Raw genomic sequence first — 25,847 nt, 5'->3', positions numbered from 1 at the left:
AGTCACTGCTCCTCCCCATATCGGTTAAGGAGCCACCATGCACGAAATGTCTCTGGCCATGGCCGCCATCGATCTGGCGGCTGAACAGGCCACCCAGCGGGGCTTTACCAAGGTGACCGCCCTCTGGCTCGAGGTCGGCAGCTTCTCCTGCGTCGACCCGGACACCATTGCCTTCTGTTTCGAGGCGGCCGCCAAGGGCACCGCCGTCGAGGGAGCCCAACTGCACTTTCAGCACCAGGCGGCAGAGGCCTGGTGTTACGACTGCAACCAGACGGTCACCCTCACCGAGCGCGGGCAGGCCTGCCCCGAGTGTGGCGGATACAAATTACGAGTCGCGCAGGGTGATAGCCTGCGCATCACCGACATCGAGGTAAGTTGATATGTGTAGCGTATGCGGATGCGGCCAGGCGCGGATCGCCGGCCATGAGCACGATCACGAGCATCATCACGAACATGAACATCACCATGAACATGGGCATGAGCATGAGCATGAGCATGAGCATGGCCATCATCATGCTCATGACGCCCATCACCATCATGACCACGAGCAGAGTGCGCCGCGAACCCTGATCATTCACCACCACTATCACCATCAGGGAGATGTCCATCACCACTACCACGGGGTGCGAGCTCCCATAAGCCACGAGGGTCATGATCACCCCCATGAGCACCACAATGATCACCCCCACAGCCATCATCATGATCACGCCCACTCTCATGACCACGGCCATTCCCACGCACATCCCCATGATCACAGCCATGACCATGACCATGACCATGACCATGACCACCAGCAGGGTGATCTGCACTATGGCAAAGGGGAAGCGGGATTGTCGGTTCCGGGCATGGGGCAGCGTCAGCTGATCGCCATCGAGATGGATGTGCTGGCCAAGAACAATGCGCTGGCCGCCCACAACCGCGAGCACTTCACAGCTGCCGACCAGCTGGTTCTCAATCTGGTCTCTAGTCCGGGTTCAGGCAAAACCACTTTGCTGTGCGAAACCCTGCGCCTGCTGGCCGAAAAACGCCCCTGCGCCGTGATCGAAGGGGATCAGCAGACCAGCGCCGATGCGGATCGCATCCGCGCCACCGGCGTCCCTGCCGTGCAGATCAACACCGGCAAGGGCTGCCATCTGGACGCCAAAATGGTTCACGACGCCTGCCACCAGCTGCCCGCCAATCAAGGGGGTATCCTCTTTATCGAGAACGTGGGCAATCTGGTCTGCCCCGCCAGCTTCGATCTCGGTGAGAAGTACAAGGTGGCGATCCTCTCCGTCACCGAGGGGGAAGAGAAGCCGCTGAAATACCCGGACATGTTTGCCGCCGCCCAGCTGATGGTGATCAACAAGATCGATCTGCTGCCCTACGTCAGCTTTGACGTGACCCGCTGCATCGAGAACGCCAAACGGGTCAACCCCTATATTCAGGTGATCCAGGTCAGCGCTACCACGGGCGAAGGGATGGATGCCTGGCTCAACTGGCTGGCTACAGCCTGAACCAGAACCGGTTAAATGCCGTTACCAACGGCGGATAGCAAGAGAGGGAGGCTGATGCCTCCCTCTCTTTTATCTGTAGACCTTGTCGGCCGTGCTATCTGTCTCGAATGGCCAGCGCCTCACACTCGCGTCCCATCACCCAGGCCCTCTCCCCAGGGAGAGGGAACCGGTTCGTGGATGCCGCATTCCGTTCCCGTCTCAACATGGAAAAGGGAACCTATTCGTGGATACAGGCAATATGCTGCAACAATACGACTCCCTCAACCCCCTCAGGGAGGCTTCGAGCATAACAACCAGCCATATTTTCAAACCCCAAGGTTCTCCAAACCCTAAACCCTGAGCGTATTGAGATGGCACCTTCAACTCCCTTCTCCCCTTGCGGGAGAAGGGCTGGGGATGAGGGGGGAAACACCAATCCTCAGGCCACGCTACGGGCCATCGCCTCCTGCTCCGCAGGCACCTCACCAAAGCGCAGCACCCGATGGCAGATCTGGCGCAACAGCGCCTGCTGGTGACTGAAGATCACCATACCAAGCCGGCGCTGTTCGCACTCAATCATCAACTCCCGCCAGAGCTGGCGCTGAATTTGCGGATCCAGCTGGGCAGTCACCTCGTCGGCAATCAGCAGTCGGGTGCGGGGATCGAGGGCGCGCAGCAACGCGATGCGGGCCAGCTCGCCGCCGGAGAGTTGACCGGGTTTACGACCGAGCCATTCAGGCTTGACCATAAAGCGGGCAAGCATGGCGTTATCGGGGCGCCATACATCCCACAACGCCTGCCCGGTGGTGCGATAGGGATTGAAGGTGAGTTCCGGGTGCTGGGGCACCAGCTGGATGGGGTTATAGCCTTTTACCTGCTCAGGCACCGGCAGCCCATCCAGCAGGATCTGCCCGCCAGCCCCAACCGGTTGCCAACCCGCCAACACTCGCCCCAACGTGGTCTTGCCATGGCCGCTCGGAGCGGAGATGCCGAGCCGTTCGCCCGCTTTCACCGTCAGCGATAACCCCTGCCAGAGGGGACGTTCCCCCTGGGCGATGGTGAGATTTCGTACTTCCAACATCAGGAAACCTCCGGCACAGAGAAAAGCGCATTGAACTCCGGCAGCGCCTGCCAGTGGGCACGGAGCATCTCGCTCCCCAGCCCCTGGCGCAGATGGTGGCAGCTCAAGGTATCGCTCACCTGCCCCTGATGCAGCGCCACAATGCGATCGGCAAAGCGAGCCGCCAGCGCCAGATCGTGGGTCACCCAGAGGATACCGCTGCCCCGATTGGCCAATTCACGCAACTGGCCGAGCAGCAGACAGGCCAGCCCCTCGTCGAGCCAGGCGGTGATCTCGTCCGCCAGAATGTAGCGAGCACCGCCGAGCGCCGCAGTGCAGGCCAGAATGCGCTTGGCCATGCCACCGGAGAGCTGGCGCGGATAGCGGTCCAGAGTGGCAGCGGGCAGCTGGTAGCGCAGCAGCTGCTCACCGAGCCGCTCGCGAGAACAGCTCTGGCCGCAGAGACGTGCCGCACGGCCCAGCTGGCGCTCCACCGTCAGCAATGGATTGAGGGCGCTTACTCCCTGTGGCACATAGCAGAGAGTGTGACCGCGTAGACGGGCCCGGCTGGCATCGCACAGAGGAGTACCATCGAGAGAGATGCTGCCGCGCATCCGCAGATTGTCCGGCAGCAATGTCAGAGCGCTTTGCAGCAGCAGGCTCTTGCCCTCGCCGCTCCCCCCCACCAGCGCCACTATCTCCCCTGGCGCCAGTTGCAGGCTGATATCGGTCAGCAAAGGCTGCCAGCTACGCCGCCCCAGCCAGGAGTAGTGGGCCGCCTCTATGGTCACATGGTCAAAACTCAGCATGGTTCACTCCTGTGCCACAACAGCTGTTGCAAGGCGCGGGTAGCCTGATCAAACAGCAACACCAGCAGCAACAACATCAGACCGGGGAAGAGGGCCAACCACCAGCCGCCACCGGCCAGATAACGCAAGGCATCGGCCAGCAACAGGCCAAGGGAAGCCTCGTGGGCCGCCAGACCAAAGCCGAGAAAGCTCAAGGCCGCGCTGTGTAGCACCGCATGGGGAAACATCAGCAGGGTGCCGATAAACCACTGGGGCAACAGGCCCGGTAGCAGGTGGGTGCGCCACCGACGCAGCGCCCCCATCCCCTGACAACGGGCCAGCACCACATAGTCGCTGCGGGCGATCCGCCGCGCTTCTGCACAGAGAATGAGCGCCAGCTTGGGCCAGTGGGTGAGCGCCACCGCCAGGATCACCCCGCGCATGCCGCCGCCCACGGTAAAGCAGATAAGGATCAAGAGCAGCATATGGGGCAACGCCAGCATGGCGTCGATCACCATTCGTACCGCCGCATCACATCTGGGGTGAATGAGCGACACGCTTGCCGCCACCATGGCCAGCAGGCCACTGCAGAGAGCCGTGCTTATGCCAAGCTCCAGACTGGTGAGGGTGCCCTGAAAGGCCCGCAACCAGAGATCCCGCCCCATCTGATCGGTGCCGAACCAGTGGGTCAGCGAGGGAGGCTGCTGGCGCGCCAGCAGATCCATCGGCACATCCTGATGAGAGAGGCTCCAGCCGTAAGTGGCCAGCAGCGCCAATCCGAGCAGGGCAAAAACCAGCCGCAGTATGGAGGGAAGCGGATTAAACAGCATGCTCGTCCTCCCAGCCCCGATTGATGCGGGCCAGCAGCAAACTGGCCACCGTATTGCCAATAAAGACCAGCAGGGTGCAGAAGAGCACGATTCCCATCAGCAGGGGGATATCGCCCCTGAGCCCCGCATCCACGGTGGCCTGGCCGAGCCCCGGATAGGAGAAGACCTTCTCGGCCAAGAGCGATCCGCCAATCAGTTCACCGAGCGAGGCAAACTGCAGGCAGAGCGCCGGGGTCAGGGCGTGGCGCAGCACATGAAAACGCAGCATGGGCCAGCCGCCATCCCCCTGAGCGCGGGCGTAGCGGATAAAGTCACTCTCCAGCACCTCGGCCACCCGCGCCCGGGTATGCAGGGCAATATTGCCCAGCCCGAGCAGGGCGAGCGTGGTCACCGGCAGCAACAGATGGCGCAATCGCATGGCCCAGTCCACCTCATCGGCAGCAAGCCCCGGCGTCCAGGCGCAGCAGACCGGCAGTAGCGGCCAGTGCACCGCAAACAGGGCGAGCAGCAACAGGCCGACCCAGAAGGTGGGCAGGGAGGCGAGCAGGTAGGCAAAGCGGCAAATCAGGCGATCGGGCCAGCGGTTGAGATAGCGACCAGCGCAGAGGCCCAGCAAAATCCCGAAAAAGCCGGAGAGCAGCCAGGCGCCCGCCAGCAGCAGGAAGGAGGCAGCAAAACGCTGGCCAATGACCTCACCCACAGGCGCGTTGTAGAGCATGGAGTAACCGAGATCCCCCTGCAGCACTTGGGTAAACCAGTGCCAGTAGCGCAGCCAGAGCGGTTGATCCAGCCCCCAGCGGGCTGCGATGCGGGCGTATTGCTCCGGCGGCACATGGAGCAGGTCGTTGCCGATATAGGCCTTGATGGGGTCGATGGGGGAGTAACTCAGCAGCACAAAGGTGGCGACCGAGACCAAACATAACAACCCTGCCAGACGCAGCAGGGCTTTTAGCAACAGATAACCGGAGTGACTCAAGGGCGAACTTAACGGCACGTCCACCGCCAATCCTGCAGGTTGTTGAGCAGGGACCAGCTACCGTGGATTTCCGGCGCCCCCTTGCCAAGATCGATGCAACGGTTGGCCAGATAGGTATGCTGCACATTGAGCAGCCATGCCCAGGCGGCATCTCCCTGCACTCCGGCGCCCGTTTTGCCATCCCACTCCACCTGCTGCCAGAACGGCACGGCCGCCTGCCAGTTCGGGGCATCCAGCGCCTGCTTGAGGTGGCTATCCACCACAGGGTTGCTGTAGTAGCCCGGGTTGTAGAACTCCACGCCACCTGAGCCGCTCTGGTAGTGGTGATAGAGCTCCATGGGATCCAGACTCCCCCACCCCATCAGCACCGTATTGGCATGCATCTCCCGCTCCACCTGCTCCCAGCTGCCGGACTTGAGGCTCACCTCAAGACCGATGGGTTTGAGCATGGCCCGCACCGCTTCCGCCAGATCACGGCGGGTGCTGTCGCCACTGGTGTACCAGAGGGTAAAAGCGGCGCGCAGATTGCCCTTGTGGCGAATGCCGTCACTGCCCATCTTCCAACCCGCCTCGTCGAGCAGGGCGTTGGCGTGGGCGGCATCGCCATCCTTGAAGGCGGTGGCTTTGTTTAGCCAGGGCAAGCCTTCCACCGCGCTGTAGGCGGGGATGGCGTGCCCTTCCAGCAGTTGATCGGCCAGCAGCTTGCGGTCGATGGCGTAGTTGATGGCGCGGCGCACCGCTACATCCGAGGTCACGTCGTTGCCGATGGGATAACCCTTGGCATCTTTTTTACCCGCAGGAGGAATGGGGAAGACGATACCGCGGTTCTCCACGCTCGGCCGCACCCAGAGCTTGAGGGAGGCAGGCACGGTGGGCGCCAGCGACGGGGCAATGCGCACCACATCGAGCTGGCTGCTCTGGGCGGCGGCATAGGCGCTCTCTTCATCGATAAAGACAAAGACCAGCCGTTTGAAGTCATTGTTGCCACCGGCGTAATAGGGGTTCGCCTCCACCACCAGCTGTTGACCGGGCAGGAAGCTCACCAGCCGGTAAGGGCCGGCACCGACCGGCTTTTGGGCATATGCTTTTGCGTCGTAATCCTTCTTCGACACTATCCCCAAAGATCCCAGCACGTTGACGAAGGTGCTCTGGGGGGCACTCAAGGTGATGGCAACCTCGGTGGGCGAGAGCACCTTGGCCGAGACAAAGTTGCCCATGTCGATCTTGCCGCCGCCCTTGGCTGCGCTGTTGTAGGTGAAGGCCACATCCTCGGCGGTGAGCGGCGCGCCGTTGGAGAATTTCAGGTCAGGCTTGAGGGTAATGAGCCACCCCTTGCCATCCTTGCTTGGGGTCACCGCTTGGGTAAGTACATTCTGCCAACTGAGATCGGCACTATCGCCAGCAATCTGTTTGAGCAGCGGGCTGTGCAGCAGCAGGTAGCTGCCGTGGCTCCAGCCAAGTAGAGGGTCAAACCCTTCGGTGGGCTCACTGCCGATGGCGAGCTTGAGCTCGGCAGGCACAGGTTGGGCAGCGGCCAGAGCCACGTGAGAGGCAGTGCCCAGCAGCAGAGTCAACAGGACGCTCGCGCTGGATCTAGCGTAATGGAGAAGGGAATTGCGAGAAACAGTCATGGGGATCCTTCTTGTTTTGTACCACTCACGGATCATCACTCAAAAAAGAGGCGAAATGCGTGTCTGAACATGGGAGTGAGGGGCCAAAATGGCCCCCTATTCTAAACTTGATTTCGCGTGAAACCTAGCGACTATGCCGGTTAACCGCGCCGGGCACCGAATAGCCGTCTGCGACCCAGATCCACGCCGCCAGCCCCTTGCTGCACCGGCAAGGAGAGCAGCATCTTGAGGGTGCTGCTCACCAGCGCCCGCCCCTCCCCGGCACCGAGATGGGGATCGAGCGGCGACATCAGGGAGCAAGCCAGCAGCTGTCCCGTCTCGGGCAATTCCCCCACCATAAAGGTCATGTTGCCGCAGGGGAGCTGCAGGGCGAGCCGATCGATGCTGCTGCGAACCGGCCAAAGCTGATCCGGCCCCGGCAACACCACCACGCTCAACATCCAGGGGGTGAGCACGCAGCCGAGCCACTGACCTTCAAACAACGTGCACTCCGCCACTATAGGCATGTCCGGGTGATAGAAAGGCAACGCCTGCATCTCTTCGCGAGCGATCCGCTCGTACTGGGCTACCAGCAGAGGCGCGGGATCGCTAGCAAAACCGGCAAACTCCTGCGCCGTCTCCGGTACTATCTCCAGCACTCTCTCAGCCTCGCTTAAATGGGACTGCGCCATAGACCCTCCCGTGCTTGTTCAGCTTTCTCCTGCTCAGAGAGCGGGATGGCGGGTGCGCCAACGGCGGCCAGCAGAGTCAAAATCCGATCCGTCGCCTCCCCCATGGCAGCAGCCACCACAGGAGTGAGGCCGATGCGGGGTTCGAGGGATTCAGGCTCGACCCCGATCAGGGTGAGCCGCTTGGGCGACTCCCCCGTCATGTGCAGCGCCGAGAGCACGTCCGCCAGCCCCAGCTGGTGCGGGGATATCTTGCGACCAAACAGGGTCGGGATCTCCTCATCCTTCAGGGTCACGACGGTGCCCGGCGGATTACCGCTGCGCACCGCATCCACCAGAATGATGTGATCGCGACTGGCCATCGCTTCGAGCAACTCCATGCCGGCGGTACCGCCATCGAGCAGCTCGATGCCGGGGGCGAAACGGTATTCACGCCCCAGCGCCTCGACGATGCGCACACCGACGGCTTCGTCGCTCAAGAGCAGGTTGCCTACGCCCAGGATCAGGGTATTCATCACAACACCTTCACCTGAGTCGTTTCGCCATTCTGGGTATCCACCACGTGGACCGCGCAGGACATGCAGGGGTCGAACGAGTGGATGGTGCGCACCACCTCCAGCGGTTTGGCCGGATCGGCCACCGGGGTGCCCACCAGCGCCTGCTCGTAGGGGCCGGGCTCGTCATTGAAGTTGCGCGGGCCCGAGTTCCAGGTCGATGGCACCACCGCCTGATAGTTCTCGATCTTGCCCCCCTTGATGACGATCCAGTGGGAGAGCATGCCGCGCGGCGCCTCTTCAAAGCCCACCCCGCGAAACTCTTTATCCGCCGGGATCTCGGCCTTGATGTAGGCGGTGAAGTCCCCCTTGCCGATGTTGTCGATGAGCGCCTGCCACTGGTGCGCCAGGGTATCTTTCAGCACGCAGCAGCGCACCGCGCGGCCGATGATGCGGCCCATGGTGGAGTGCAGCTGCTCAGTCTTGATGGCCGAGCCGGTGAGCGCCTTGTAGATGCCGTTCAACTGATCGAAATGCGCCACCGTCTCCGGGTGTTTGGCGGCGAGCTTCACCAGCAAGTCTGCGAGCGGCCCCACCTCCACCACCTTGCCGTAGAAGGTGGGGGATTTGACCCAGGAGTATTTGCCGTCATCCTGCCAGCCGGTGTAGTTCGGCTCGGTCTTGCCCTCCCAGGGCTTGAGGGGCTCGTCATCCTTGTACCAAGCGTGCTTGTTGCTCTCGGCGATACCGTCCATCAGCCAGCCATCCTGATGGCTCTCGATGGGGCGATAGCCCGCCAGATTGCCATTCTCGATATAGCCGCCCGGCATCAGGAAGCTGCCGCCGTTGGCGTCGGTGGGGAGCTCCGGCACGCTCAGGTAGTGTTTGGCACCCTGCCCCAGGTTCAGCCACTCGGGATAGTGGGCAGCGATGATGGCGGCATCCACCTTGTAAACCTGCTCGATAAACTCGCCGAGCCGGTCGATAAAGCTCTTCACATAAAGCAGCCGCTCGAGGTTGAGCACGCTCGGCGCATCCAGATTGATGGGGTTGGCCACGCCGCCCACCGCCAGATTCTGGATGTGCGGGCTCTTGCCACCGAGGATGGCGACAATGCGGTTGGCATCGCGCTGGCACTCCAGTGCCTGCAGGTAGTGGGCCACGGCGATGAGGTTTACCTCCGGGCTCAGCTTCATCTCCTTGTGACCCCAGTAACCGTTGGCAAAGATGCCGAGCTGGCCGCTCGCCACCAGCGCGCGGATCTTGTCCTGCACCTTGGTCAGTTCATCGGCACTGTTGAGGGACCAGGTTGATACCCCCTTGAGCATGTCCGCCGCTTTTTGCGGATTGGCCTCAAGGGCCGCGGTGATGTCCACCCAGTCCAGCGCGGAGAGCTGGTAGAAGTGGACGATGTGATCGTGGATGTTGTGGGCCGCGATGATGAGGTTGCGGATGTACTGGGCGTTGACCGGCACCTTGGCGCCAATGGCGTTCTCCACCGCCCGCACCGAGGCGATGGCGTGAATGGAGGTACATACCCCGCAGATGCGCTGCACTATCATCCAGGCATCGCGCGGGTCGTTGCCCTTGACGATCTCCTCCATGCCGCGCCACATGGTGCCGGACGACCAGGCTTTGGTCACTTTACCGCCTTCGATTTCGCAGTCGATACGCAGGTGCCCCTCAATGCGGGTGATGGGGTCTATGGTGATACGTTGGCTCATACGTTGGCTCATACGTTGGCTTTCCCTCGGGCCTGATAATCTTGGTGAACACGTTCAAGTGATGGCAGTACCGGCAAGAGCCGGATCAACAGCAAATAGGCACACACCTCGATGGCAACAAAGCCCAGGGAGATCAGCACCTCCTCCGCAGAGGGGAAGTAGTGGTAGCCATTGCCGGGGTTGAAGGCGAGCAGGGAGTAATCCAGCCGCCAGAGGGCGGCGCCCAGCAGCATGCTGAGGGCCCCCAGGAACAACATGCGCGAATCCCGGCGGCTCTTGTCCCAGTGGAACACCAGCAACGGGAAGATCATCAGCGCAATCTCGCTCCAGAACATGATGGAGTAGCGATTGAACTCGGAGAGGTAGGCCGACTTGTCGTGGATGACGATCTCGGCAAAACGCAGCGCCACAAACAGGATCAGGAAGATATCGATCACCTGGGTCAGCTTGTAGAAGAGCGACTTCTCGTTGGGGCCCCGCCCCGCCAATCCGGCCTGCACCAGGGATCCTTCAAACACCACAATGGAGAAGCCCATGATAAATGCGGTCAGCAGCGAAAAGACCGGCAGCAGCTCGTAGCTTTGCCAGAGCGGATGGATCTTCTCCCCTGCCACTATCATCAATGAGCCCATCGAGGACTGGTGCATGGTGGGCAGCAACGCCCCCAGCGCCAGCACGAAGAACATGATCTTGTTGAGGCGAATAAGTGACGCCTTCCAGCCGAACTTCTCCAGCAGCACGGGAGCGAACTCCAGCGCCATCACCCCGATATAGATGGTCATGCAGACCGCAGTTTCGAACAGCACCGAGGAGGTGTTGAAGTGACCGGGCAGGTAGAAGTACGGCAGGTTCCAGTAACGGCCGACGTCAATGGTGATGGAGAGGCCGCCCAGCGAGTAGCCAAACAGGCTCGCCAACAGGGCCGGTCGCACCAGCGGGTGATACTCGCCCCGGTTGAACACATAGACAGCCCAGGCCAGCGCCCAGCCGCCACAGGCGAAACCGGTACCGATCAAGAGATCGAACGAGATCCAGAGCCCCCAGGGGTAGCCGCCATTCAGATCGGTGACCGAGCCCAGCCCGAAGACGAGGCGTTTTAAAATCAACATGCCGCACAGCACGGCAAAGGGGGCCAGCACCAGTACAGGCCAGCTGACCAGCTTGCCACCGAGGGGATACGCCTTGTGATTACTCATGATCCTTGCCTCCCTTTGTGGTGCCCTGATCCTTGATCTGCGCACTCCCCTGATCATGGCCATCGTCATGATGGTGTTCGTGACCATTCTTGGTGTTGCGGCGAATGAGCACCGAAAGGCCGGTCAGCACCACCATGGGCAGCACCATCCCCTTGTAGAGGGTGTGCTGGATATGCTCGGAGCGGGCACCGGAGGAGAGCTCCGGCAGATCGGGCATATCGAGCTTGGTATAGGGCACCCCGGCCAGCACCAGCACCTGGGTGCCGCCCCCCTCCTTCTCGCCATAGACGTAAGGCTGGTAGTGGGGTACCTCGTGCAGGTAAGGGTCGTTGGCAGAGAGGGTCTGGCGCGGATAGGCATATGCGCTGCCCGGGGTCGCCAGCAGGCGACGCTTGGCCTCGGCCATCAGCTCCTCGCGGGTGCCGAAGATCACAGCGCCGGTGGGGCACACCTCGACACACCCGGGCAATTTCCCCTGATCGATCCGCTCAAGCCCTTTCTGGTTGCAGAGCTCGCACTTGTGGATCGCCCCCAGCGGGTTGTCATAGTCATATTTGGGCACATCGAACGGGCAACCCACCATGCAGTAGCGACAGCCGGTGCAGACGCTCGGGTCGTAGTGAACAATGCCGGTCTTGGGATCTTTTTTAAGAGCCTGCACCGGACAGACAGAGACGCAGTTGGGATCGACACAGTGCATGCACTGCTTCTTGATGTAGGCGTAGCCATCCACCAGCTGATCCTTGTGCTCGCCAGTGCCGCTCTTCCACACCTGAATGATGTTGTTGGTGTAAGGGGTCAGCTTGTCGTTGTTGGACCAGGTTTGCGCCCCGGCTGGGTTGGTCGGGTTGCCGTTGAGGCGCTGACACTCCGCCACACAGGCCTGACAGCCGACGCAAAGGGTAGAGTCATACAACATACCGAGCGCGCCGGGAATGGGCGGCTTGTTCTTGGCCGCCGCCAGTGCGGTGCCGGGTACGGCTGTGCCCGCCGCCAGCGCACCGACGGAGGCAAATTTGAGGAAGTTTCGTCTGTTCACGGCTACTCCTCCCGTGATGGGTGCTGCCCGGCTTCGTGGCGTTTCTGCTGGCGACCGAGTTCACGCACCGTCATCAGACTCACCCCCACCAGCACCCCGAGGGCGCCACCGATCAGGCCAGTCGCGGTGGGCGAGGTATAGCCCCCCTCCTGGATCTTCACATCGGGTTTATCCACCCTCGGAGTCGGATTCTCTACCTTGGCGAGCTGGAAGATCCCCTTGCTAAAACCGACCCCCTGCTCGTTACAGCCATAACAGGGGTGACCGATGCCGACCGGCCAGATGCCGCCGCCCACATCGCAGAACTCCAGGGTCGAGCAGTTGCCGTAGGTCTCCGGCCCTTTGCAGCCCAGGTGGTAGAGACACCAGCCCTGCCGGTGGCCCTCATCGCCAAACTCCTTGGCAAAACGCCCTGCATCGAAGTGCGGACGGCGCTCGCAGTTCTCGTGGATCAGCCGCTCATAGGCAAACAGCGGACGCTTCTTGCTATCCAGCGCCGGCAGCTTGCCGTAGGTGATGTAGTAGGCAACCGTGGTGAGGAAGTTGTGGGGATTGGGCGGGCATCCCGGGATATTGATGATCGGGGTGCCGATATTGCCGAGCGCCTCTTCCAGACTGACGGCACCGGTCGGGTTGCCGCCGCTGGCTGGCACACCGCCCCAGGCGGCGCAGGAGCCGATGGCGATGACGGCAGCGGCATCACTGGCGGCACGGCGAATATGGTCGACGATAGGCTCACCGGCCACCATGCAGTAGACACCACCATCTTTGAGCGGAATGGAGCCATCCACTACCAGCACATACTTGCCTTTATAGCGCTTGATGGCGTTGTGCTTGTTCTCTTCCGCCTGATGACCAAAGGCCGCCGAGAGTACCTCGTGGTACTCCAGCGAAATGGTGTTGAGGATCAGGTTCTCGATGGTGGGGTGGGTGGCGCGCAGCAGCGATTCGGTACAACCGGTGCACTCCTGCGCCCCAATCCAGATCACCGGCGGCCGTTCGGGGCTGGTGAGCGCAGTGGCCATCTTGGCGACGGCATGCTGACTTAATCCCAGGGTTGCGGCCATCCCGGCACACAATTTCATAAAATCACGGCGATTAATCCCATGAGCCGATAAAAAATTATCCTCGACCATTCTACTTATTCCCGTAGTGAGCACTTGTTTGATAAATGCTTAATAGCGGAAATGCTAAGGACTCACCCACACTGCAGTATTGATCTCTATCAATTTCGACCGACTCCCCCCTATTTTCATAGCGAGCCACATCACAAATGAAATTAATTACCCCCAAAGAGATATTTAGCAGCCCCGTAAATTTTATGAACTTAATTGGATAGTAAATAATTAATCACCGCATATCCTCTCTTTCTCTGTGAGCCAAATTAACATGATTGAAATCTTGGCTATACCGCTCATTTAACAATACTGATGCCCACCAATAAATGATCCATTGAATATATCTTTACTCATCTCATTGCATATTCCATACAGTCTCCACGGGACAACCTCCTGACTTGCCTCCCCATACCAGAACTGTCTCACGACCAGCTACCACCGGTAGCAAGCACGGCCTGCACGGCACGATTTACCTGCTGTCGCTTGATATCTGCTTGCATCTTGCCTGCGCTGAAGGGCGATGATTGCTCCTGCTAGCCCACGCAGTACAACCCCGCTTGGCCTCCCTGCCGTTTAACACCGCTTAATGAAAAGGTGCCGCAGAGGTATGCATATCAATACGCTCCCCCCCACTCTTTATTGTCTTGGATGCTGGTGAGTAAAATATCGCACTCACGGATATGTTTACGCATCATCGTGAATCTGCATTCAAATTAATGGAGAGAGAAAAGGCAAGGTGGAAGGCTGCCTTCAACATAGTGATCATATTTAACTCGCGATACATTCGCTCATCCGGTTACAGATGTTACTGCACGTATTCACACTATTTACCTTCACGTCACCCTGCGTAATTAACCAGAGCGTAAATATCCATCTCTATCGATATAGATGATAATTGTTCTTGTTCAATGGCAACCCTAAAAAATGAGTTGGGATGACGATGAACATGACAAGCGATAAGGGTGTTAACCATCACCCAAGCAGTGGTACCAGCAACTGCAGCGCCTTATCGAACTCGAACTCGTTGACCGCCCGGCTCACCTCTTGAAATGCAGCACGCAGCGGCAATGCACTGCCAGCCAGATCAGCCTCAATCTGCTGACAAAGCGCCAACGCCTGGGCATCGCTCTGTGCCAGCAAGGCCCCCAACTGCTGGAGTTGCGCCGCCAGCATCCCGGCATCGATGCCTCGGGAAGCGCCCATCGTCACAGGGGACACTGCCAGCGCGGCTTCCAGCCCAGACAGCAGGGGCTTCAGCTCGGCCATCAGGGATGGCAAGCGGGTTGCGACCCCTGCATCATCCCCCTCTTCACAGGCTTGCTCGAGCAGCGCCGCCTGATCCGCCACACCGGTCGCCCCTATGGTGCTGGCACTGCCTTTGAGGGTGTGAGCCAGACGCCGGGCCGTGACCTTGTCATCCGATGCGCACGCCGATTGGAAACTGGCTGCAAACCCCTGCTGCCCGCTACAGAAGCGCTGCAACATATTGCGGTAGAGCACACTGTCGCCCCCCATCACGGCCATGCCCCGCTGCACGTCAAGTCCGGGCACGCCTTGCCAAGGGGTCGCATCGTCAGTCACCTGCAACTTGCTGGCGGCAGCCAGAGGTCTGGCGGGTGTGATCCAGTGCGAGAGGGTCGCCAGCAACAGCGGCATATTCAAGGGTTTGGCGATGTGGTCATTCATGCCTGCCGCCAGCGCCTTCTCTTTATCCCCGGCCATGGTGCTGGCGGTCATGGCGATAATGGGGATCCGGGCCAGCGCCGGATCGGCGCGGATCAACCGGGTCGCGGTGTACCCGTCCATCACCGGCATCTGGCAATCCATCAGGATGCCGTCAAACCCGCGATCTTGCGCCAGCAGGGCGAGCGCCTGTGCCCCATCGCAAGCACAGACCAGGGAGATCTGCTCCTTGCCCAGCAGGGCCAGCGCCACCTCCCGGTTCATGTCGTTATCATCCACCAACAGCAGACGAGCACCCGCCAGCCCATGAGCGGGCAGCGCAACCTGATGATGGGGGCTTGCATCCGATAACGCCTCTCGTCCCACGGCATCGCCCCCCTGCGCCTTACACAATGCCTGACACAGTGCCTGCGGGGTAAACGGATGGGCCAGCACATCACACGGCGCCAACCCCAGCGCAGCAACATAGCTGGCAAGCGGTGCGGGATCGCCCGAGGTGATCAGCAAGATCGCGGGCGGCGCTGCCAGCGTGCCAACCTCCTGCAGCACCTCTGACAACCAGCTCTCCCCCTCCAGCCAGCCCAGCACAACTCGATCACAGGGCTTGCACGCCGCGATGCCTTGATGCAGCAGTGCCAGCAGCGCGGCGGGCTCGTCCGCGCAGACAAGATCAACAGGCAGCGCCGCCAACTGGTGGAGAATGGCCGCTCGCGAAGCAGGACACGACTCCAGCAACAGCAGACGCTGCGGCGCCAGCGGCATGGCTACACGTTGCTCTTTCTCCTTACCCTGATCCGCCAGGGTGGCGAGACAGATACGGAAGTGGAACTCGCTGCCCTGCCCCGGGGCGCTCTCCACCCGGATCTCACCGTCCATCAGTTGCACCAGATTGTGCGTGATGGCCAAACCAAGACCGGTGCCACCATATTTGCGGGTGGTCGAGCTGTCAGCCTGTTCAAAGGAGTGGAAGAGACGCTGGCACTGCTCGGCTGTCATGCCGATACCGCTATCCTGCACACTGCCCTGCAGCCAAATCTTGCCATCTCGCTCGTTACTGCGTGCCAGCCGGACAATCACCTCTCCCTGCTCGGTGAACTTGATGGCATTGCTGGTCAGGTTGAGCAGGATCTGGCCAAGTCGCAGGGGATCACCGCGTAAACGGTCAGGCAGATCACCGGCCAGATCGAACAGCAGCGCCAGCCCCTTTTCCCGCGCCCGAAACGCCGTAAGATCCGCCAGCCACTCGAACACCTCGTTGAGCCGGAAATCCACCTGTTCCAGTTGCAGCTTGCCCGCCTCCATCTTGGAGAAGTCAAGGATGTCGTTGAGGATCCCGAGCAGGTTGTTCGCCGCTCTGTCTATCTTGCTCACATAGTTGTGCTGCTCGGGGGAGAGGCTGGTTTGCAGCACCAGATGGGCCATGCCGATGATGGCATTCATTGGCGTGCGGATCTCATGGCTCATGTTGGCCAAAAATTCGCTCTTGGTTCGGGTGGCATCTTCGGCGATCTGCCTAGCTTCTAGCATGGCGGCCTCAGCCTGCTTGCGGTCGCTGAAATCGAAGATGATCCCGTCCAGATAGATGGCCTTACCCTCGGCATCATAGGTGGCGAGTCCGATGGAGTAGACCCAGCGGAGCTGACCCCAGCGATCGAAGATGCGGTACTCGTTGATGTATTGCCGATGTTCGGCAATGGCATCGATGGTATTGCGGTTGCTCAGTTCGAGGTCATCAGGATGGATCAAGTCACCAAAATCGCGGCTGTTATCGACAAAATCGCTGGCGGGATAGCCAGTTAATTTTTCCGCCTCGTCGCTGACGAACAACATGGTCCAGGGATGATGAGGCAAGCAGCGATAGACCATACCCGGTACGTTGCGCACCATGGACTGGATCCGCTGCTCGCTCTCGTGCAGCCGCTGGCGATCTGCCGCTATCCGGTCATGAGCCTCCCGCATGGCCTGCTCGGCGGCACGGATCGGGGTGATGTCGACCAAGCTGCCGACCGCACCGCTTCGCTCGCTCTCGGCAAGCTCGATCCCCGAGAGAAAATAGAGCATGTCCAGAGGACGGCCATCCGGCGAAAACAGGCGCACCTCATGCTGCGTTCTGGCCTGACTGCCCGCCACCCTTTGCAAGGTGTTACCCTCATCCACCGCATCCAGTCCGGCCAGTTGCGGCAACTCCGCCAGCCGCTTGCCTTCGACCGGCCGGGCGCCACCAAATGCGCTGGTAAAGGCGCGATTCACCCCCAGCAGGCGCCCCTGATTGTCGGTATAGAAGAGAGGATGTGGCAGGGTATCGATCAACGCCTGCTGGAAGGCAAACTGCTCGTTGCGCTCGCGAATGCTGCGGCGACGCAACATCCGCCCCTGCCAGAGCAGGGCCGAGCTCAGACATATCAACAGGGCGGTGCCGAACAAGGCCACTCGCCGCCATCCTGACACGGCCTGTTCCACATTGCCCAACAGCAGCAGCGTCCACTGCCCTTTGGCATCGTGCCACTCGATAGGCATGCGGCTCACCAGATAGCTATCTTTCCCTATCCGAACTTCACTGCCATCGAGTGCAGGCAGGATCACCGGTTTGCGATCCGGGGCAAAGTAGTGTCCATATAGGCGAGAGGCAAAGAGCTGCTGTTGCCTGGCGGCAGAGTTTGGCCCCACCACTGCCATTTGCCAATCGCTCTTGTTGCTGGCCATCACCACTCCATCTGGCGAGACCAGCAAACCGATGGTATCGCCCCACCCGGCCAGAAAGGTATCGAGCAGCGCCATCTCGTAACGCGCCACCACCACCCCAGTAATGTCGCTTCCTTGCGCCCGATCGTGAGAGACTGGCGCCGCCACATAGATCATCCGCTTGCCGGTATTGAGGCTAACCCCGGCATCTACTGTTTCCAGCCCCTTGAGCCCTTGCCTGAAGTAGGAGCGAAACGACACATCCTGCCCGACGACATGGCGGCCAAGCGCATCCCAATCACGGACAATCACCCCTGCTTTATTGGTAACAAAGGCATGATTGGCCTTCACCCCCTGCGCCAACACCTGCAGAGCTTCGCTCGGGCTCAGCTCCCCCCGCTCGAGCAGTGACGATTGCTGGATCTCGCGGTTGAGGCGGCCAGCCAGTTGCACCGCCCCCATCCCCTTGCTTGAGAGGGTCAGTTGCTGCAGATTGTCGCCCTCGCGCTGAATGCGGGTATCCAGCGACTGGCGATACTCCTGCCGCTCCAGCTCCAGATAGAAGGCATCGACCAGCGTGGCCAACATCAGGGAGAGCAACAGCACGGCAGTAATGTGCCAGAGACGCGATTTCATGGTTGACAGCATGCTCCATCGTTCTGCCTGACCATCATCAGCACCGCCTCACAGGAGAAGACGTGCAATAAAAGGCACTCACCGAGCAGCGTATTCATCAAATTGTGGCAGCCACTCTTATCATCAACCAGCAACACCATAGGATGAGCCGCGCTCGGGGCAAGATGTTCCATATCTCGTGATTCTCCCTGCCAAGATGGAGGATGGCGACCCCTGCCAACCTTTCTCACACCATAACGGATCCCCCGACAGGCAGCCATGACAACCCGGTTGAAATGTGCGCACAACCCGACAGGAGCCAGCAACTCACAAGGGATAAATCGGATACAAGAAAAAGTGGATATGGGGTAATGGCGGTTGTACACCATCAGAAGATGGGTCAGCACCAACGGTATGATGATATCGGATTGCTCTCTTTATCACGTTGGGTCATGAGCCAGCTTGCAGATTTATATTTCCAGCGCAAGGTAGCAGAGGTATCGGTTGACCAGGGTCATGCACCCTATATTATCATGCTCAAAATGAGCTGGCAGGATACAGCGACAGATGGGCACATCAGATAGCCATATGGACATAGCAAAAATAATTTCCGGCCCCACGCTGGTACTGGAAAAAGATAATGTGCACAGCGATGCGCTATGCAATCAGTTACGAGCCATTGGCATAAGCCAGATTACGGTGGTGGAGAGTGTCGAGGCGCTGGAACGTTGCGTGGCTGATGGCCCTGCCGCCATGATCATCTGCAATATCGATCTCGATTCGGCAAACTTGCTCACGCTGCTGAAAAATATTCGCAGTAGGGCACCTCATCACACACTGCCTTTTTTGACCCTGACCTCAGGGACAGATCGCCCATTGATCGAACAATTTGTCCAGGCGAAAGTCTCTGACATTATCTTGACCCCGCTCAAGCCCGATACCCTTAAAACCAGGATTACTCGGCTACTGTTGGCAACCAGCCAGTCGCAGCCACCACTTTCACAATTTGAATTCGGTCGTTTGCACCGTTTTTCCAACAGCGATCTGGTCGCCAGCAATCAGGATAGTCCAACCATTCTGGTGGTTGACGATGTTCCAGATAATTTGATGCTGATCACCTCGGTATTTCGCAAAGAGTTTCATCTCAAGTTGGTCAAGGATGGCGAAAAAGCGATCAGGATCTGCCAATCGGATAATCCACCCGATCTGGTGCTGCTCGATATCATGATGCCCAACCTGAACGGATTCGATGTCGCCAGAATTTTGCGTGAACATCCCCACTCTGAGCACATCCCCATCGTCTTTATGACGGCACTGGATGATATCTATTCCCGTAAACGGGCGATGAAACTGGGGGCCGTCGATTTTATCACCAAGCCGATCGACATCGAGATGCTGCGTTTTCGCATTGCCAATCTGATGCGGCTGGTGCATGCCAGAAGAGATCTGCAAAAAGAGTTCGATCAGATGCTTGAGCTCAATGCGCTCAAAGAGAGCCTCGAGTTCAATATCCGCTATGAAATTCGGGAGCCCCTGCTCAACGCGCTACACCTGCTGGAAGAGCTGGCGGCCGACTCATCGCTCAACATGCTCCAAAAAACCCAGCTATCCATCACCAGAAAATCTGTAGGCGATGCACTGGCATTGACCCGGCTGGCCAGCGAGATTTACCAGATTGAAACCGGCACCTTTGTTTTGAAAGCGGGTAAAGTCCAGCTCTTTAATATTTTCAACCGGCTTTCGGTGCAATTCAAAAATCTCTATGCCGGGAAAAAGCTCGATATCAAGCTGACCAAACCCAAAAATTACCTCTATGACGAGCTATTCATCGCAGGTGACGAATTTCTCTGTTATTCCGCGTTTCAAATATTGACACGGCTCGCTTGTGAGCATGCGGCGCCCTCCTCCTGCGTGGAAATTGTCTGTCTGAAATATCCCGACAGCATTATTTTAAATATTGATAGCTCGACCTTGCTGGATATCAACAATGTCCTCTCTCTGTTCGACAGATTCCCATCATCTAATAACAACAAAGAAGCACACAGTCACAATGGCTATCATGGCAAAATCATGCTGGAAGCTCATGGCGCCACCGTTACTGTGTCGCTGGATGAAGAAACCAGGCTGCTGAATATCTCGGCGTCCTTCCCGCAAAAAGAGGGTTTCAATCCATCTCCAGAGTGAAAAGAATCACGTTCACAGAACTCTGCGGTAACATCGCCGTGGATCATGTTTGGCTACTGCGATGGGTGAATAAACAAAAGGATTTATCACCCCTTTCCATTTATCGTCATCTGGTGGTTTACGCAACGGGGTCTCTTTAATGCAAGCAGCAAGGGCGAACACCATGAAGCTACCCATTATCCTGTTGGGTTATCTCATTTATACCCCACTCAACAAACCCATCCATTAAGGAGATAACATGAGTCTCATTCGCCGCGTTATCCCCTTGTATGTCCACATTGCCCACCTGTTTCTGGGCTTGCTGCTGGTGTTTGCCCTGATCACCCTTGGTCACCAATATCGGCAGACCAAAACCATGTTGATGAAAGAGGCGGAAGAGAGATTCAGCCTGATTGGCCAAATCGCCACTCAGGCTTTAGAAGGGCTGTTCAGCACCTCAGCTTTAAGCGTCAATCTGCTCGCCCAACAGCGTCTGACCGAAGCCAAGACCCTGTCAGAACGAATGGCCAGCCTTCCCTACATGACAACCCTGCTCAAAGGACAACCTTCTGCCAACGCGGTGTATGCCGGTTACAACAACGGCGATCTATTCTGGCTCATGCGCTGGCCTGCCGACACCGAGGTACAACACCTAACGCCGCCCGCCAATACCCGCTGGATCGTGAAGAGCATCCGGCATCAAGAGACAACCACTCTTACGGAGACCTTCGCGCTGGCCGACAATCTCACCATCATTGAACGGCAAGAGGAATCAGGACAATTTTTTGATCCAATAGAGCATCCATGGTTTATTCAGGCCAAGCAGAGTGGACAGTTGGTGCAATCCCCTCTCTATATCTCGCACGATACTCAGGAGATGTACCTGAGTTTTGCCGAACCAATGCAAAATGGGGCTGGCGTCATAGGGATGAGCCTGAACCTCCGAGCTATCGAGCGCCTGCTCAAATCCGCCAAGATAACCCCCAATATGCGTCTAGCCATCGTCAATGAGCAGGGCGAGCTAATGACAAGTCATAAAGGTGGGATGGTGATTCATGAACATGGCGCGTATCGACTTGCAAGAGTGGCCGAAGCCGACCTGCCTATGATCCAACACTTGATGAATGCCAGTCAGAACCAGAAGGCAGATAGTCTTTCCTTTAAATCAGAGGGCAATGATTGGCAAGGAATGCGTATCACTTTACCGGAAGCCGATGGGTCAAAATTAACCCTCTGGATTGCAGCACCTGTCGATGAGTTGCTGGCCACCGCCTTCACCATTCGCAATCAGACCTTCCTTCTGTCGGGCATCTTCCTGTTCTTTGCCCTGTTCGCGGCCATCAAGCTGGCCAGAACCGCCGCCAGGCCCCTTGATGACCTGACTCAAGAAGCAGGAAAAATCGCCCACTTCGACTTCAACGATCCGATCCGAGTCAACTCCTATATTGCTGAAATCATCGATCTCTCCCAGGCCATGGGCGACATGAAATCGACCATCCAGCGCTTTTTGCAGCTTTCCACCTCCCTCTCCAGCGAGACCAGTTTCCCCCGCTTGCTGGTGCGGCTGCTCACCGAAATGCAGCAACTGACCGGTGCAACAGGCTGCATGCTCTACCTCTCCGATAGCGGCAACAAGACACTGGATCTGGCAGGGTTGTGCTGGAATGGCGAGGTGCAGGAGCAAACGCCGATCCACAGTATCGGAACGCTCAATCAGCCAAAACATCCACTGTTCCAGAGCTTGCAAGGAGTAGAACTGGAACCCGTTGCGTTGGTCACCAGCGAATTGCAGATCCTGTTTCCCTACATTGAGGAGAGCGACACGCCGCTGACCTTCTGGCCGATTGCCCTGAAAAACCGTGATGGCCAACTGCTCGGCACCCTGGTGTTTCTGATCGATGAACGGAAGAAGTCCCTGACCCCGCAGCGGATGGCATTTGTCAACGCGCTCTCTTCCACCGCCGCCGTGGCACTCACCACCCAGCGGCTGCTGGAGGAGCAGCGCAATCTGCTGGAGGCCTTTATCCAGCTCATCGCAGGGGCCATCGATGCCAAGAGCCCCTATACCGGTGGCCACTGTCAGCGAGTCCCCGAACTGACCAAGATGCTGGCAGAAGCGGCATGTGAGGCCAAGGAGGGCCCCTTCCAACACTTTTCGCTCGATGAAAAACAGTGGGAAGCAATACATATCGCGGCTTGGCTGCACGACTGCGGCAAAGTCACCACTCCGGAGTTTGTGGTCGACAAGGCCACCAAGCTGGAAACCCTGTGCGATCGCATTCACGAGGTCAGGATGCGCTTTGAAGTGCTGAAACGGGATGCCGAGATTGCCTACTGGCAGGCACGTCTCCATGGGGGTGATGAGGCCACGTTACAGGCCACGCTGCAACAGCATTGGCAACAGCTGGATGAGGAGTTTGCCTTTATCGCCCGTTGCAACGAAGGGGGCGAATTTATGGCCACAGAGGATATTGCAAGGCTGCAGCAGATCGCGGGCCGCACCTGGCAGCGCACGCTCTCCGATCGGATTGGGATCTCTCAGGATGAACTGGCACGCAAACAGCGGGCCGCGGAGCCACCGCTGCCGGTCACCGAACCCTTGTTGGCCGATCGCCCGGATCACCTCTTCACCCGCAGCAACCGCGACCGCCTTGCCCCTGACAATCCTTGGGGATTTCAGGTCAACACCCCTGAATACCTCTATAACCGCGGCGAGCTCTACAACCTCGCCATCCGCCGGGGCACCCTCACAGATGAGGAGCGCTACAAGATCAACGAGCACATGATCCAGACCATCATCATGCTCAAAAAACTCCCCTTCCCCGCCAACCTGAAACAGGTGCCGGAAATCGCAGGGGGACACCATGAGAAGATGGATGGCACTGGTTATCCCAAGCGGCTGAAACGGGACGAGATGAGCATCCCTGCCCGGATGATGGCCATCGCCGATATCTTCGAGGCGCTGACCGCCGGCGATCGCCCCTACAAGAAAGCCAAATCTCTCTCGGAGGCCATCCGCATCATGGGATTCATGCAACAGGATCACCATATCGACCCCGAGCTGTTTGCGCTCTTTCTCCGCTCTGGCGTCTACCTGCGCTATGCCAAGCGTTACATGAGCCCGGAGCTCATTGACGAGGTGGATATCAGCCCCTATCTCGCCAGCCATTGATCGCCGCGAGGCACTCTGGGTTACCTGATGCCTGCAGTCTGGGGATCTGCATGCAGACCCGCCGTCTTGTCACCGGTGGTCACCCCGATGCGTAATAGAGATGAGGAGGATATGCACCGGACAGCCATGCTAATCCTCTCCATGGTACCTTGTTCTGACTGACCTTACGGCACTTGCCAATAACGGTAATCGAACAAAAAAACGAGAAAAATCAAAATAGATAGCAAATTAAAATGACATAATTGACTATAGTTCAATCGAACATTTGAAAAACGTGACTACTTCACATGGGCCCAGCGCAATGACCACTGAACGGGAACCGTTGATCCGCTCACTGTTTGATGAGTACATCGAGCTGTATTCATCACGGGATGATCGGCTCACAACGCTGTTTAGCGACAATTTCAGCGGTTTTGCCGGCAGCAGTGATGTTCTGGTTACCGATAAAGATGAGTGGATCCGGATAACCCGCCGCGATTTTGCCCAGATCCCGGGCAGGATCCGCCTGGAAATACTCGATGTAACCCTGCAAGATCTGGCCGCTGATGTGGTGGCTGTCACCGCCTTCTTCCATATCCATCTACCGAAATCAGAACCTATCCTCTCCCGCAGAACCGCCAGACTGGTATTGATTTTTCGACACGAAGCCATGGCGTGGGAAATTGCTCACAGCAGTATCTCCATCCCTTACAGTGCGGCTCGGGAAAGCGAAATTTACCCGATGACCAGTCTGGAGGAGCGCCAACATGAGCTGGAGCTCATTATCGAGCTCAGAACCAAGGAGCTGGCGGAAGCGAACCGGAAACTGGAAGCGCTCAGCAATACCGACGGGCTAACCAATATCGGCAACCGTCGTCTGTTCGACAACTCATTGAACCAGGCCTGGGAGCACTGTATTCAGACAGAGATGCCGATTGCGCTCATCATGCTCGACATCGATCATTTCAAGCAGTTCAACGACCTCTATGGCCACGTTGCCGGTGACGAGTGCCTTCGATTGCTGGCCCATACCCTGGCGCAATCCGGGCGCCGCTCGGGGGAGTTGGTGGCCCGCTACGGGGGAGAGGAATTTGTCATCCTGTTGCCACATGTCGAGCGTCAATCCGCCTATGAAATAGCCCAACATATCCAGCGGCTGATTTTTGCACTCGCGCAGCCACACGCACAAAATGCCACCGGTCTGGTGACCGTTAGCATGGGTGTTGCCTGCCTCAGACCATCGAGTCACTGGCTGCCATCTGAACTGGTAAAACTGGCTGATGCTGCGCTCTACACCGCCAAATCATCCGGCCGTAACTGCATCAGAGTGGCGGAGTCACCCAGCCTTCCGCAACCAGTTTGCCCATAAGTCCCTCATACACCCCCATCCTCCCCACGGGGAACCACTGTGCGCTAACCATGCACGGCAAGGCTCAACGCATCCCATCGCAACATACCTTCCCACTGATCCAGTGTGCTTTGATAGGTATCTGCCGCGTTGTAATGGACCATGGCATGCAGGCGGGCATGATGGCCAAGTCGCTTGATCACGTCGGGCATGGCATTGAGGTTGGCCAGCACCCGCGCCAGATCGCCGGGATCGTTTGGCTGATATTTACGGCAATTCACGTCATCGGTGAGGTGTCGATCCCACCAGGCGCCATCGGCCGGGATCACTACGCATAATCCTGCCGCCATGGACTCCAGAATGGAGAGACCAAACGGTTCCTGATGACTGGTGGAGACAAAAATGCCGCATTGAGATCGGATCTCGTCAAGATTGGCGGGGTTGGCATACCAGTGCGTGTCTGGCAGCTGTGGCTGAGGCTGGCTGCAGGGTTGCAGCGTGCCCTTGGGCTGCAGATAGCACACCATCAGCTCGGGGCGAGCGTCAGGGATCATCTGATGGGCGGCCAGCATGGTCTCCAGCCCCTTCCAGCGCAGCAACGAAGCAGCCCATAAAATACGAGGCCCCCCCAGGGTCGCTTTGGGCCAATCAATCTCGCTCAAGCCGTTGGTAAATGGCTGCCAGTGTGACGGGAACTCGGTCTCGCCAAGCCGGGCCAGCAATGCCGCCAGGGAGCTGCGGGTTGATTCGAGATAAAATACAAAACTCGCCCGTTGCAATGCCCTGGCAGAGAGCCCCGAGCACCCCACAGGGCCATGGATCAGCTGAACCACCCGGCACCGCAACCAGCGGGCCGCCCAGTAACAGCAGAGATCCACCCCCGGCCCGGACGCCGCCACCAGGCACTTCACCTCCCCCAATCGCAACACCAGCCAGAGGATCAGCAAGGTCTGCCACCCCTGTTTGAGCAGATAGCCGATGCCGGACTCCCGCCCCTTCAATATGTGGGGCAGCCAAAGAGGATGATGCTGACAACGGGACCAGGAGTCGGGATCTAGGGTCAGCACATGGCATGTGAGCCCGGGCATCCGTTTGGCCAACTCATCGAGCAGCACTTCGGTCGCAACCTTGGAGCCACCGCGAAACGGGATGGGATCCACGACGATGACCTTTCCAAACACCGGCTCAGTTTGCATGCTCATCTTG

Annotated in this window: 20 protein-coding genes; 6 read left to right on the top strand and 14 right to left on the bottom strand. The window is 58.6% G+C overall.

Annotated elements, in window-relative coordinates:
* Nucleotides 1-37 precede the first annotated feature (37 nt).
* Nucleotides 38-379, top strand: a complete 342-nt coding sequence (gene hypA / locus G5229_RS03275) for a hydrogenase maturation nickel metallochaperone HypA (RefSeq protein WP_024944968.1) — start codon at nucleotides 38-40, stop codon at nucleotides 377-379.
* Here the strand turns inward: hypA and G5229_RS03270 are convergent.
* Complete coding sequence (locus G5229_RS03270) at nucleotides 357-749, bottom strand: hypothetical protein (protein ID WP_421208429.1); 393 nt, start codon at nucleotides 747-749, stop codon at nucleotides 357-359. The two genes, hypA and G5229_RS03270, sit on opposite strands and share 23 nt — an antisense overlap.
* On the opposite strand from G5229_RS03270, the gene hypB reads away from it, so the two are divergent.
* Nucleotides 636-1,496: a hydrogenase nickel incorporation protein HypB gene (gene hypB, locus G5229_RS03265; protein ID WP_421208523.1), complete on the top strand. Its 861-nt coding sequence runs from the start codon at nucleotides 636-638 to the stop codon at nucleotides 1,494-1,496. The genes G5229_RS03270 and hypB overlap by 114 nt on opposite strands.
* A gap of 418 nt (nucleotides 1,497-1,914) precedes the next feature.
* On the opposite strand, the gene G5229_RS03260 is transcribed toward hypB, so the two are convergent.
* The 12 genes from G5229_RS03260 to G5229_RS03205 all read right to left on the bottom strand — a co-directional run bounded on the left by G5229_RS03260 (nucleotide 1,915) and on the right by G5229_RS03205 (nucleotide 18,000).
* On the bottom strand, nucleotides 1,915-2,556 hold the full coding sequence (locus G5229_RS03260) for an ATP-binding cassette domain-containing protein (RefSeq protein WP_421208427.1): 642 nt from the start codon (nucleotides 2,554-2,556) through the stop codon (nucleotides 1,915-1,917).
* Nucleotides 2,556-3,344, bottom strand: coding sequence for an ATP-binding cassette domain-containing protein (locus tag G5229_RS03255; RefSeq protein ID WP_421208425.1), 789 nt, complete (start codon nucleotides 3,342-3,344; stop codon nucleotides 2,556-2,558). The genes G5229_RS03260 and G5229_RS03255 overlap by 1 nt, the downstream gene beginning before the upstream one ends.
* A complete protein-coding gene (locus G5229_RS03250) occupies nucleotides 3,338-4,153 on the bottom strand; it encodes an ABC transporter permease (RefSeq protein ID WP_421208423.1) in 816 nt (271 codons plus the stop codon). Before G5229_RS03250 ends, G5229_RS03255 begins: the two co-directional genes overlap by 7 nt.
* Nucleotides 4,143-5,153 (bottom strand): ABC transporter permease, encoded by a 1,011-nt coding sequence (locus G5229_RS03245; protein ID WP_421208421.1) that lies wholly within the window; start codon nucleotides 5,151-5,153, stop codon nucleotides 4,143-4,145. The genes G5229_RS03250 and G5229_RS03245 overlap by 11 nt, the downstream gene beginning before the upstream one ends.
* Nucleotides 5,138-6,760 (bottom strand): ABC transporter substrate-binding protein, encoded by a 1,623-nt coding sequence (locus G5229_RS03240; protein ID WP_227340656.1) that lies wholly within the window; start codon nucleotides 6,758-6,760, stop codon nucleotides 5,138-5,140. Before G5229_RS03240 ends, G5229_RS03245 begins: the two co-directional genes overlap by 16 nt.
* Nucleotides 6,761-6,900: 140 nt before the next feature.
* Entirely contained in the window at nucleotides 6,901-7,431 is a 531-nt protein-coding gene (hybE, locus tag G5229_RS03235; RefSeq protein ID WP_421208419.1) for a hydrogenase-2 assembly chaperone, read from the bottom strand.
* Complete coding sequence (locus G5229_RS03230; protein ID WP_407958744.1) at nucleotides 7,413-7,943, bottom strand: HyaD/HybD family hydrogenase maturation endopeptidase; 531 nt, start codon at nucleotides 7,941-7,943, stop codon at nucleotides 7,413-7,415. The genes hybE and G5229_RS03230 overlap by 19 nt, the downstream gene beginning before the upstream one ends.
* Nucleotides 7,943-9,646: a hydrogenase 2 large subunit gene (gene hybC, locus G5229_RS03225; protein WP_421208522.1), complete on the bottom strand. Its 1,704-nt coding sequence runs from the start codon at nucleotides 9,644-9,646 to the stop codon at nucleotides 7,943-7,945. The genes G5229_RS03230 and hybC overlap by 1 nt, the downstream gene beginning before the upstream one ends.
* A gap of 8 nt (nucleotides 9,647-9,654) precedes the next feature.
* Nucleotides 9,655-10,842 carry a Ni/Fe-hydrogenase cytochrome b subunit gene (gene hybB / locus G5229_RS03220; protein ID WP_421208417.1) on the bottom strand — a complete coding sequence of 396 codons (1,188 nt, stop codon included), beginning with the start codon at nucleotides 10,840-10,842 and terminating at the stop codon, nucleotides 9,655-9,657.
* Entirely contained in the window at nucleotides 10,835-11,881 is a 1,047-nt protein-coding gene (gene hybA, locus G5229_RS03215; protein ID WP_159143598.1) for a hydrogenase 2 operon protein HybA, read from the bottom strand. The genes hybB and hybA overlap by 8 nt, the downstream gene beginning before the upstream one ends.
* Before the next feature lie 2 nt (nucleotides 11,882-11,883).
* Nucleotides 11,884-13,017 (bottom strand): hydrogenase 2 small subunit, encoded by a 1,134-nt coding sequence (gene hybO / locus G5229_RS03210; protein ID WP_047435203.1) that lies wholly within the window; start codon nucleotides 13,015-13,017, stop codon nucleotides 11,884-11,886.
* 954 nt (nucleotides 13,018-13,971) lie between these two features.
* Complete coding sequence (locus tag G5229_RS03205) at nucleotides 13,972-18,000, bottom strand: ATP-binding protein (protein WP_421208414.1); 4,029 nt, start codon at nucleotides 17,998-18,000, stop codon at nucleotides 13,972-13,974.
* A gap of 203 nt (nucleotides 18,001-18,203) precedes the next feature.
* Between G5229_RS03205 and G5229_RS03200 the strand changes: the two genes are divergently transcribed.
* The 4 genes from G5229_RS03200 (at nucleotide 18,204) to G5229_RS03185 (ending at nucleotide 24,662) form a co-directional block, all read left to right on the top strand.
* Nucleotides 18,204-18,563, top strand: a complete 360-nt coding sequence (locus tag G5229_RS03200; protein WP_069553965.1) for a hypothetical protein — start codon at nucleotides 18,204-18,206, stop codon at nucleotides 18,561-18,563.
* Entirely contained in the window at nucleotides 18,547-20,163 is a 1,617-nt protein-coding gene (locus G5229_RS03195; RefSeq protein WP_421208412.1) for a response regulator, read from the top strand. Before G5229_RS03200 ends, G5229_RS03195 begins: the two co-directional genes overlap by 17 nt.
* A 238-nt stretch (nucleotides 20,164-20,401) precedes the next feature.
* Nucleotides 20,402-23,314, top strand: a complete 2,913-nt coding sequence (locus G5229_RS03190) for an HD domain-containing phosphohydrolase (protein WP_421208411.1) — start codon at nucleotides 20,402-20,404, stop codon at nucleotides 23,312-23,314.
* Between the two features lie 301 nt (nucleotides 23,315-23,615).
* Nucleotides 23,616-24,662, top strand: a complete 1,047-nt coding sequence (locus G5229_RS03185; protein ID WP_421208409.1) for a diguanylate cyclase domain-containing protein — start codon at nucleotides 23,616-23,618, stop codon at nucleotides 24,660-24,662.
* Nucleotides 24,663-24,706: 44 nt separating this feature from the next.
* On the opposite strand, the gene G5229_RS03180 is transcribed toward G5229_RS03185, so the two are convergent.
* On the bottom strand, nucleotides 24,707-25,843 hold the full coding sequence (locus tag G5229_RS03180) for a glycosyltransferase family 4 protein (RefSeq protein ID WP_421208408.1): 1,137 nt from the start codon (nucleotides 25,841-25,843) through the stop codon (nucleotides 24,707-24,709).
* Nucleotides 25,844-25,847: the final 4 nt, after the last annotated feature.

The sequence above is a fragment of the Aeromonas sp. 602396 genome (assembly GCF_049173735.1).
Lineage (GTDB): Bacteria > Pseudomonadota > Gammaproteobacteria > Enterobacterales > Aeromonadaceae > Aeromonas > Aeromonas veronii_A.
Note: the sequence above shows the minus strand (reverse complement) of the source record. Positions and strands in the feature narration are given on the sequence as shown.

Coding starts and splice junctions, on each gene's coding strand:
- G5229_RS03190 (WP_421208411.1), top strand. CDS start 20,402: ATGAGTCTCATTCGCCGCGTTATCCCCTTGTATGTCCACATTGCCCAC.
- G5229_RS03205 (WP_421208414.1), bottom strand. CDS start 18,000: ATGAAATCGCGTCTCTGGCACATTACTGCCGTGCTGTTGCTCTCCCTG.
- G5229_RS03195 (WP_421208412.1), top strand. CDS start 18,547: ATGGGCACATCAGATAGCCATATGGACATAGCAAAAATAATTTCCGGC.
- hybB (WP_421208417.1), bottom strand. CDS start 10,842: ATGAGTAATCACAAGGCGTATCCCCTCGGTGGCAAGCTGGTCAGCTGG.
- G5229_RS03240 (WP_227340656.1), bottom strand. CDS start 6,760: ATGACTGTTTCTCGCAATTCCCTTCTCCATTACGCTAGATCCAGCGCG.
- hypA (WP_024944968.1), top strand. CDS start 38: ATGCACGAAATGTCTCTGGCCATGGCCGCCATCGATCTGGCGGCTGAA.
- hybO (WP_047435203.1), bottom strand. CDS start 13,017: ATGGTCGAGGATAATTTTTTATCGGCTCATGGGATTAATCGCCGTGAT.
- G5229_RS03260 (WP_421208427.1), bottom strand. CDS start 2,556: ATGTTGGAAGTACGAAATCTCACCATCGCCCAGGGGGAACGTCCCCTC.
- G5229_RS03180 (WP_421208408.1), bottom strand. CDS start 25,843: ATGAGCATGCAAACTGAGCCGGTGTTTGGAAAGGTCATCGTCGTGGAT.
- G5229_RS03230 (WP_407958744.1), bottom strand. CDS start 7,943: ATGAATACCCTGATCCTGGGCGTAGGCAACCTGCTCTTGAGCGACGAA.
- G5229_RS03255 (WP_421208425.1), bottom strand. CDS start 3,344: ATGCTGAGTTTTGACCATGTGACCATAGAGGCGGCCCACTACTCCTGG.
- hybE (WP_421208419.1), bottom strand. CDS start 7,431: ATGGCGCAGTCCCATTTAAGCGAGGCTGAGAGAGTGCTGGAGATAGTA.
- G5229_RS03185 (WP_421208409.1), top strand. CDS start 23,616: ATGACCACTGAACGGGAACCGTTGATCCGCTCACTGTTTGATGAGTAC.
- G5229_RS03200 (WP_069553965.1), top strand. CDS start 18,204: ATGGCGACCCCTGCCAACCTTTCTCACACCATAACGGATCCCCCGACA.
- G5229_RS03250 (WP_421208423.1), bottom strand. CDS start 4,153: ATGCTGTTTAATCCGCTTCCCTCCATACTGCGGCTGGTTTTTGCCCTG.
- G5229_RS03270 (WP_421208429.1), bottom strand. CDS start 749: ATGGGGATGTGCGTGGGAATGGCCGTGGTCATGAGAGTGGGCGTGATC.
- hybC (WP_421208522.1), bottom strand. CDS start 9,646: ATGAGCCAACGTATCACCATAGACCCCATCACCCGCATTGAGGGGCAC.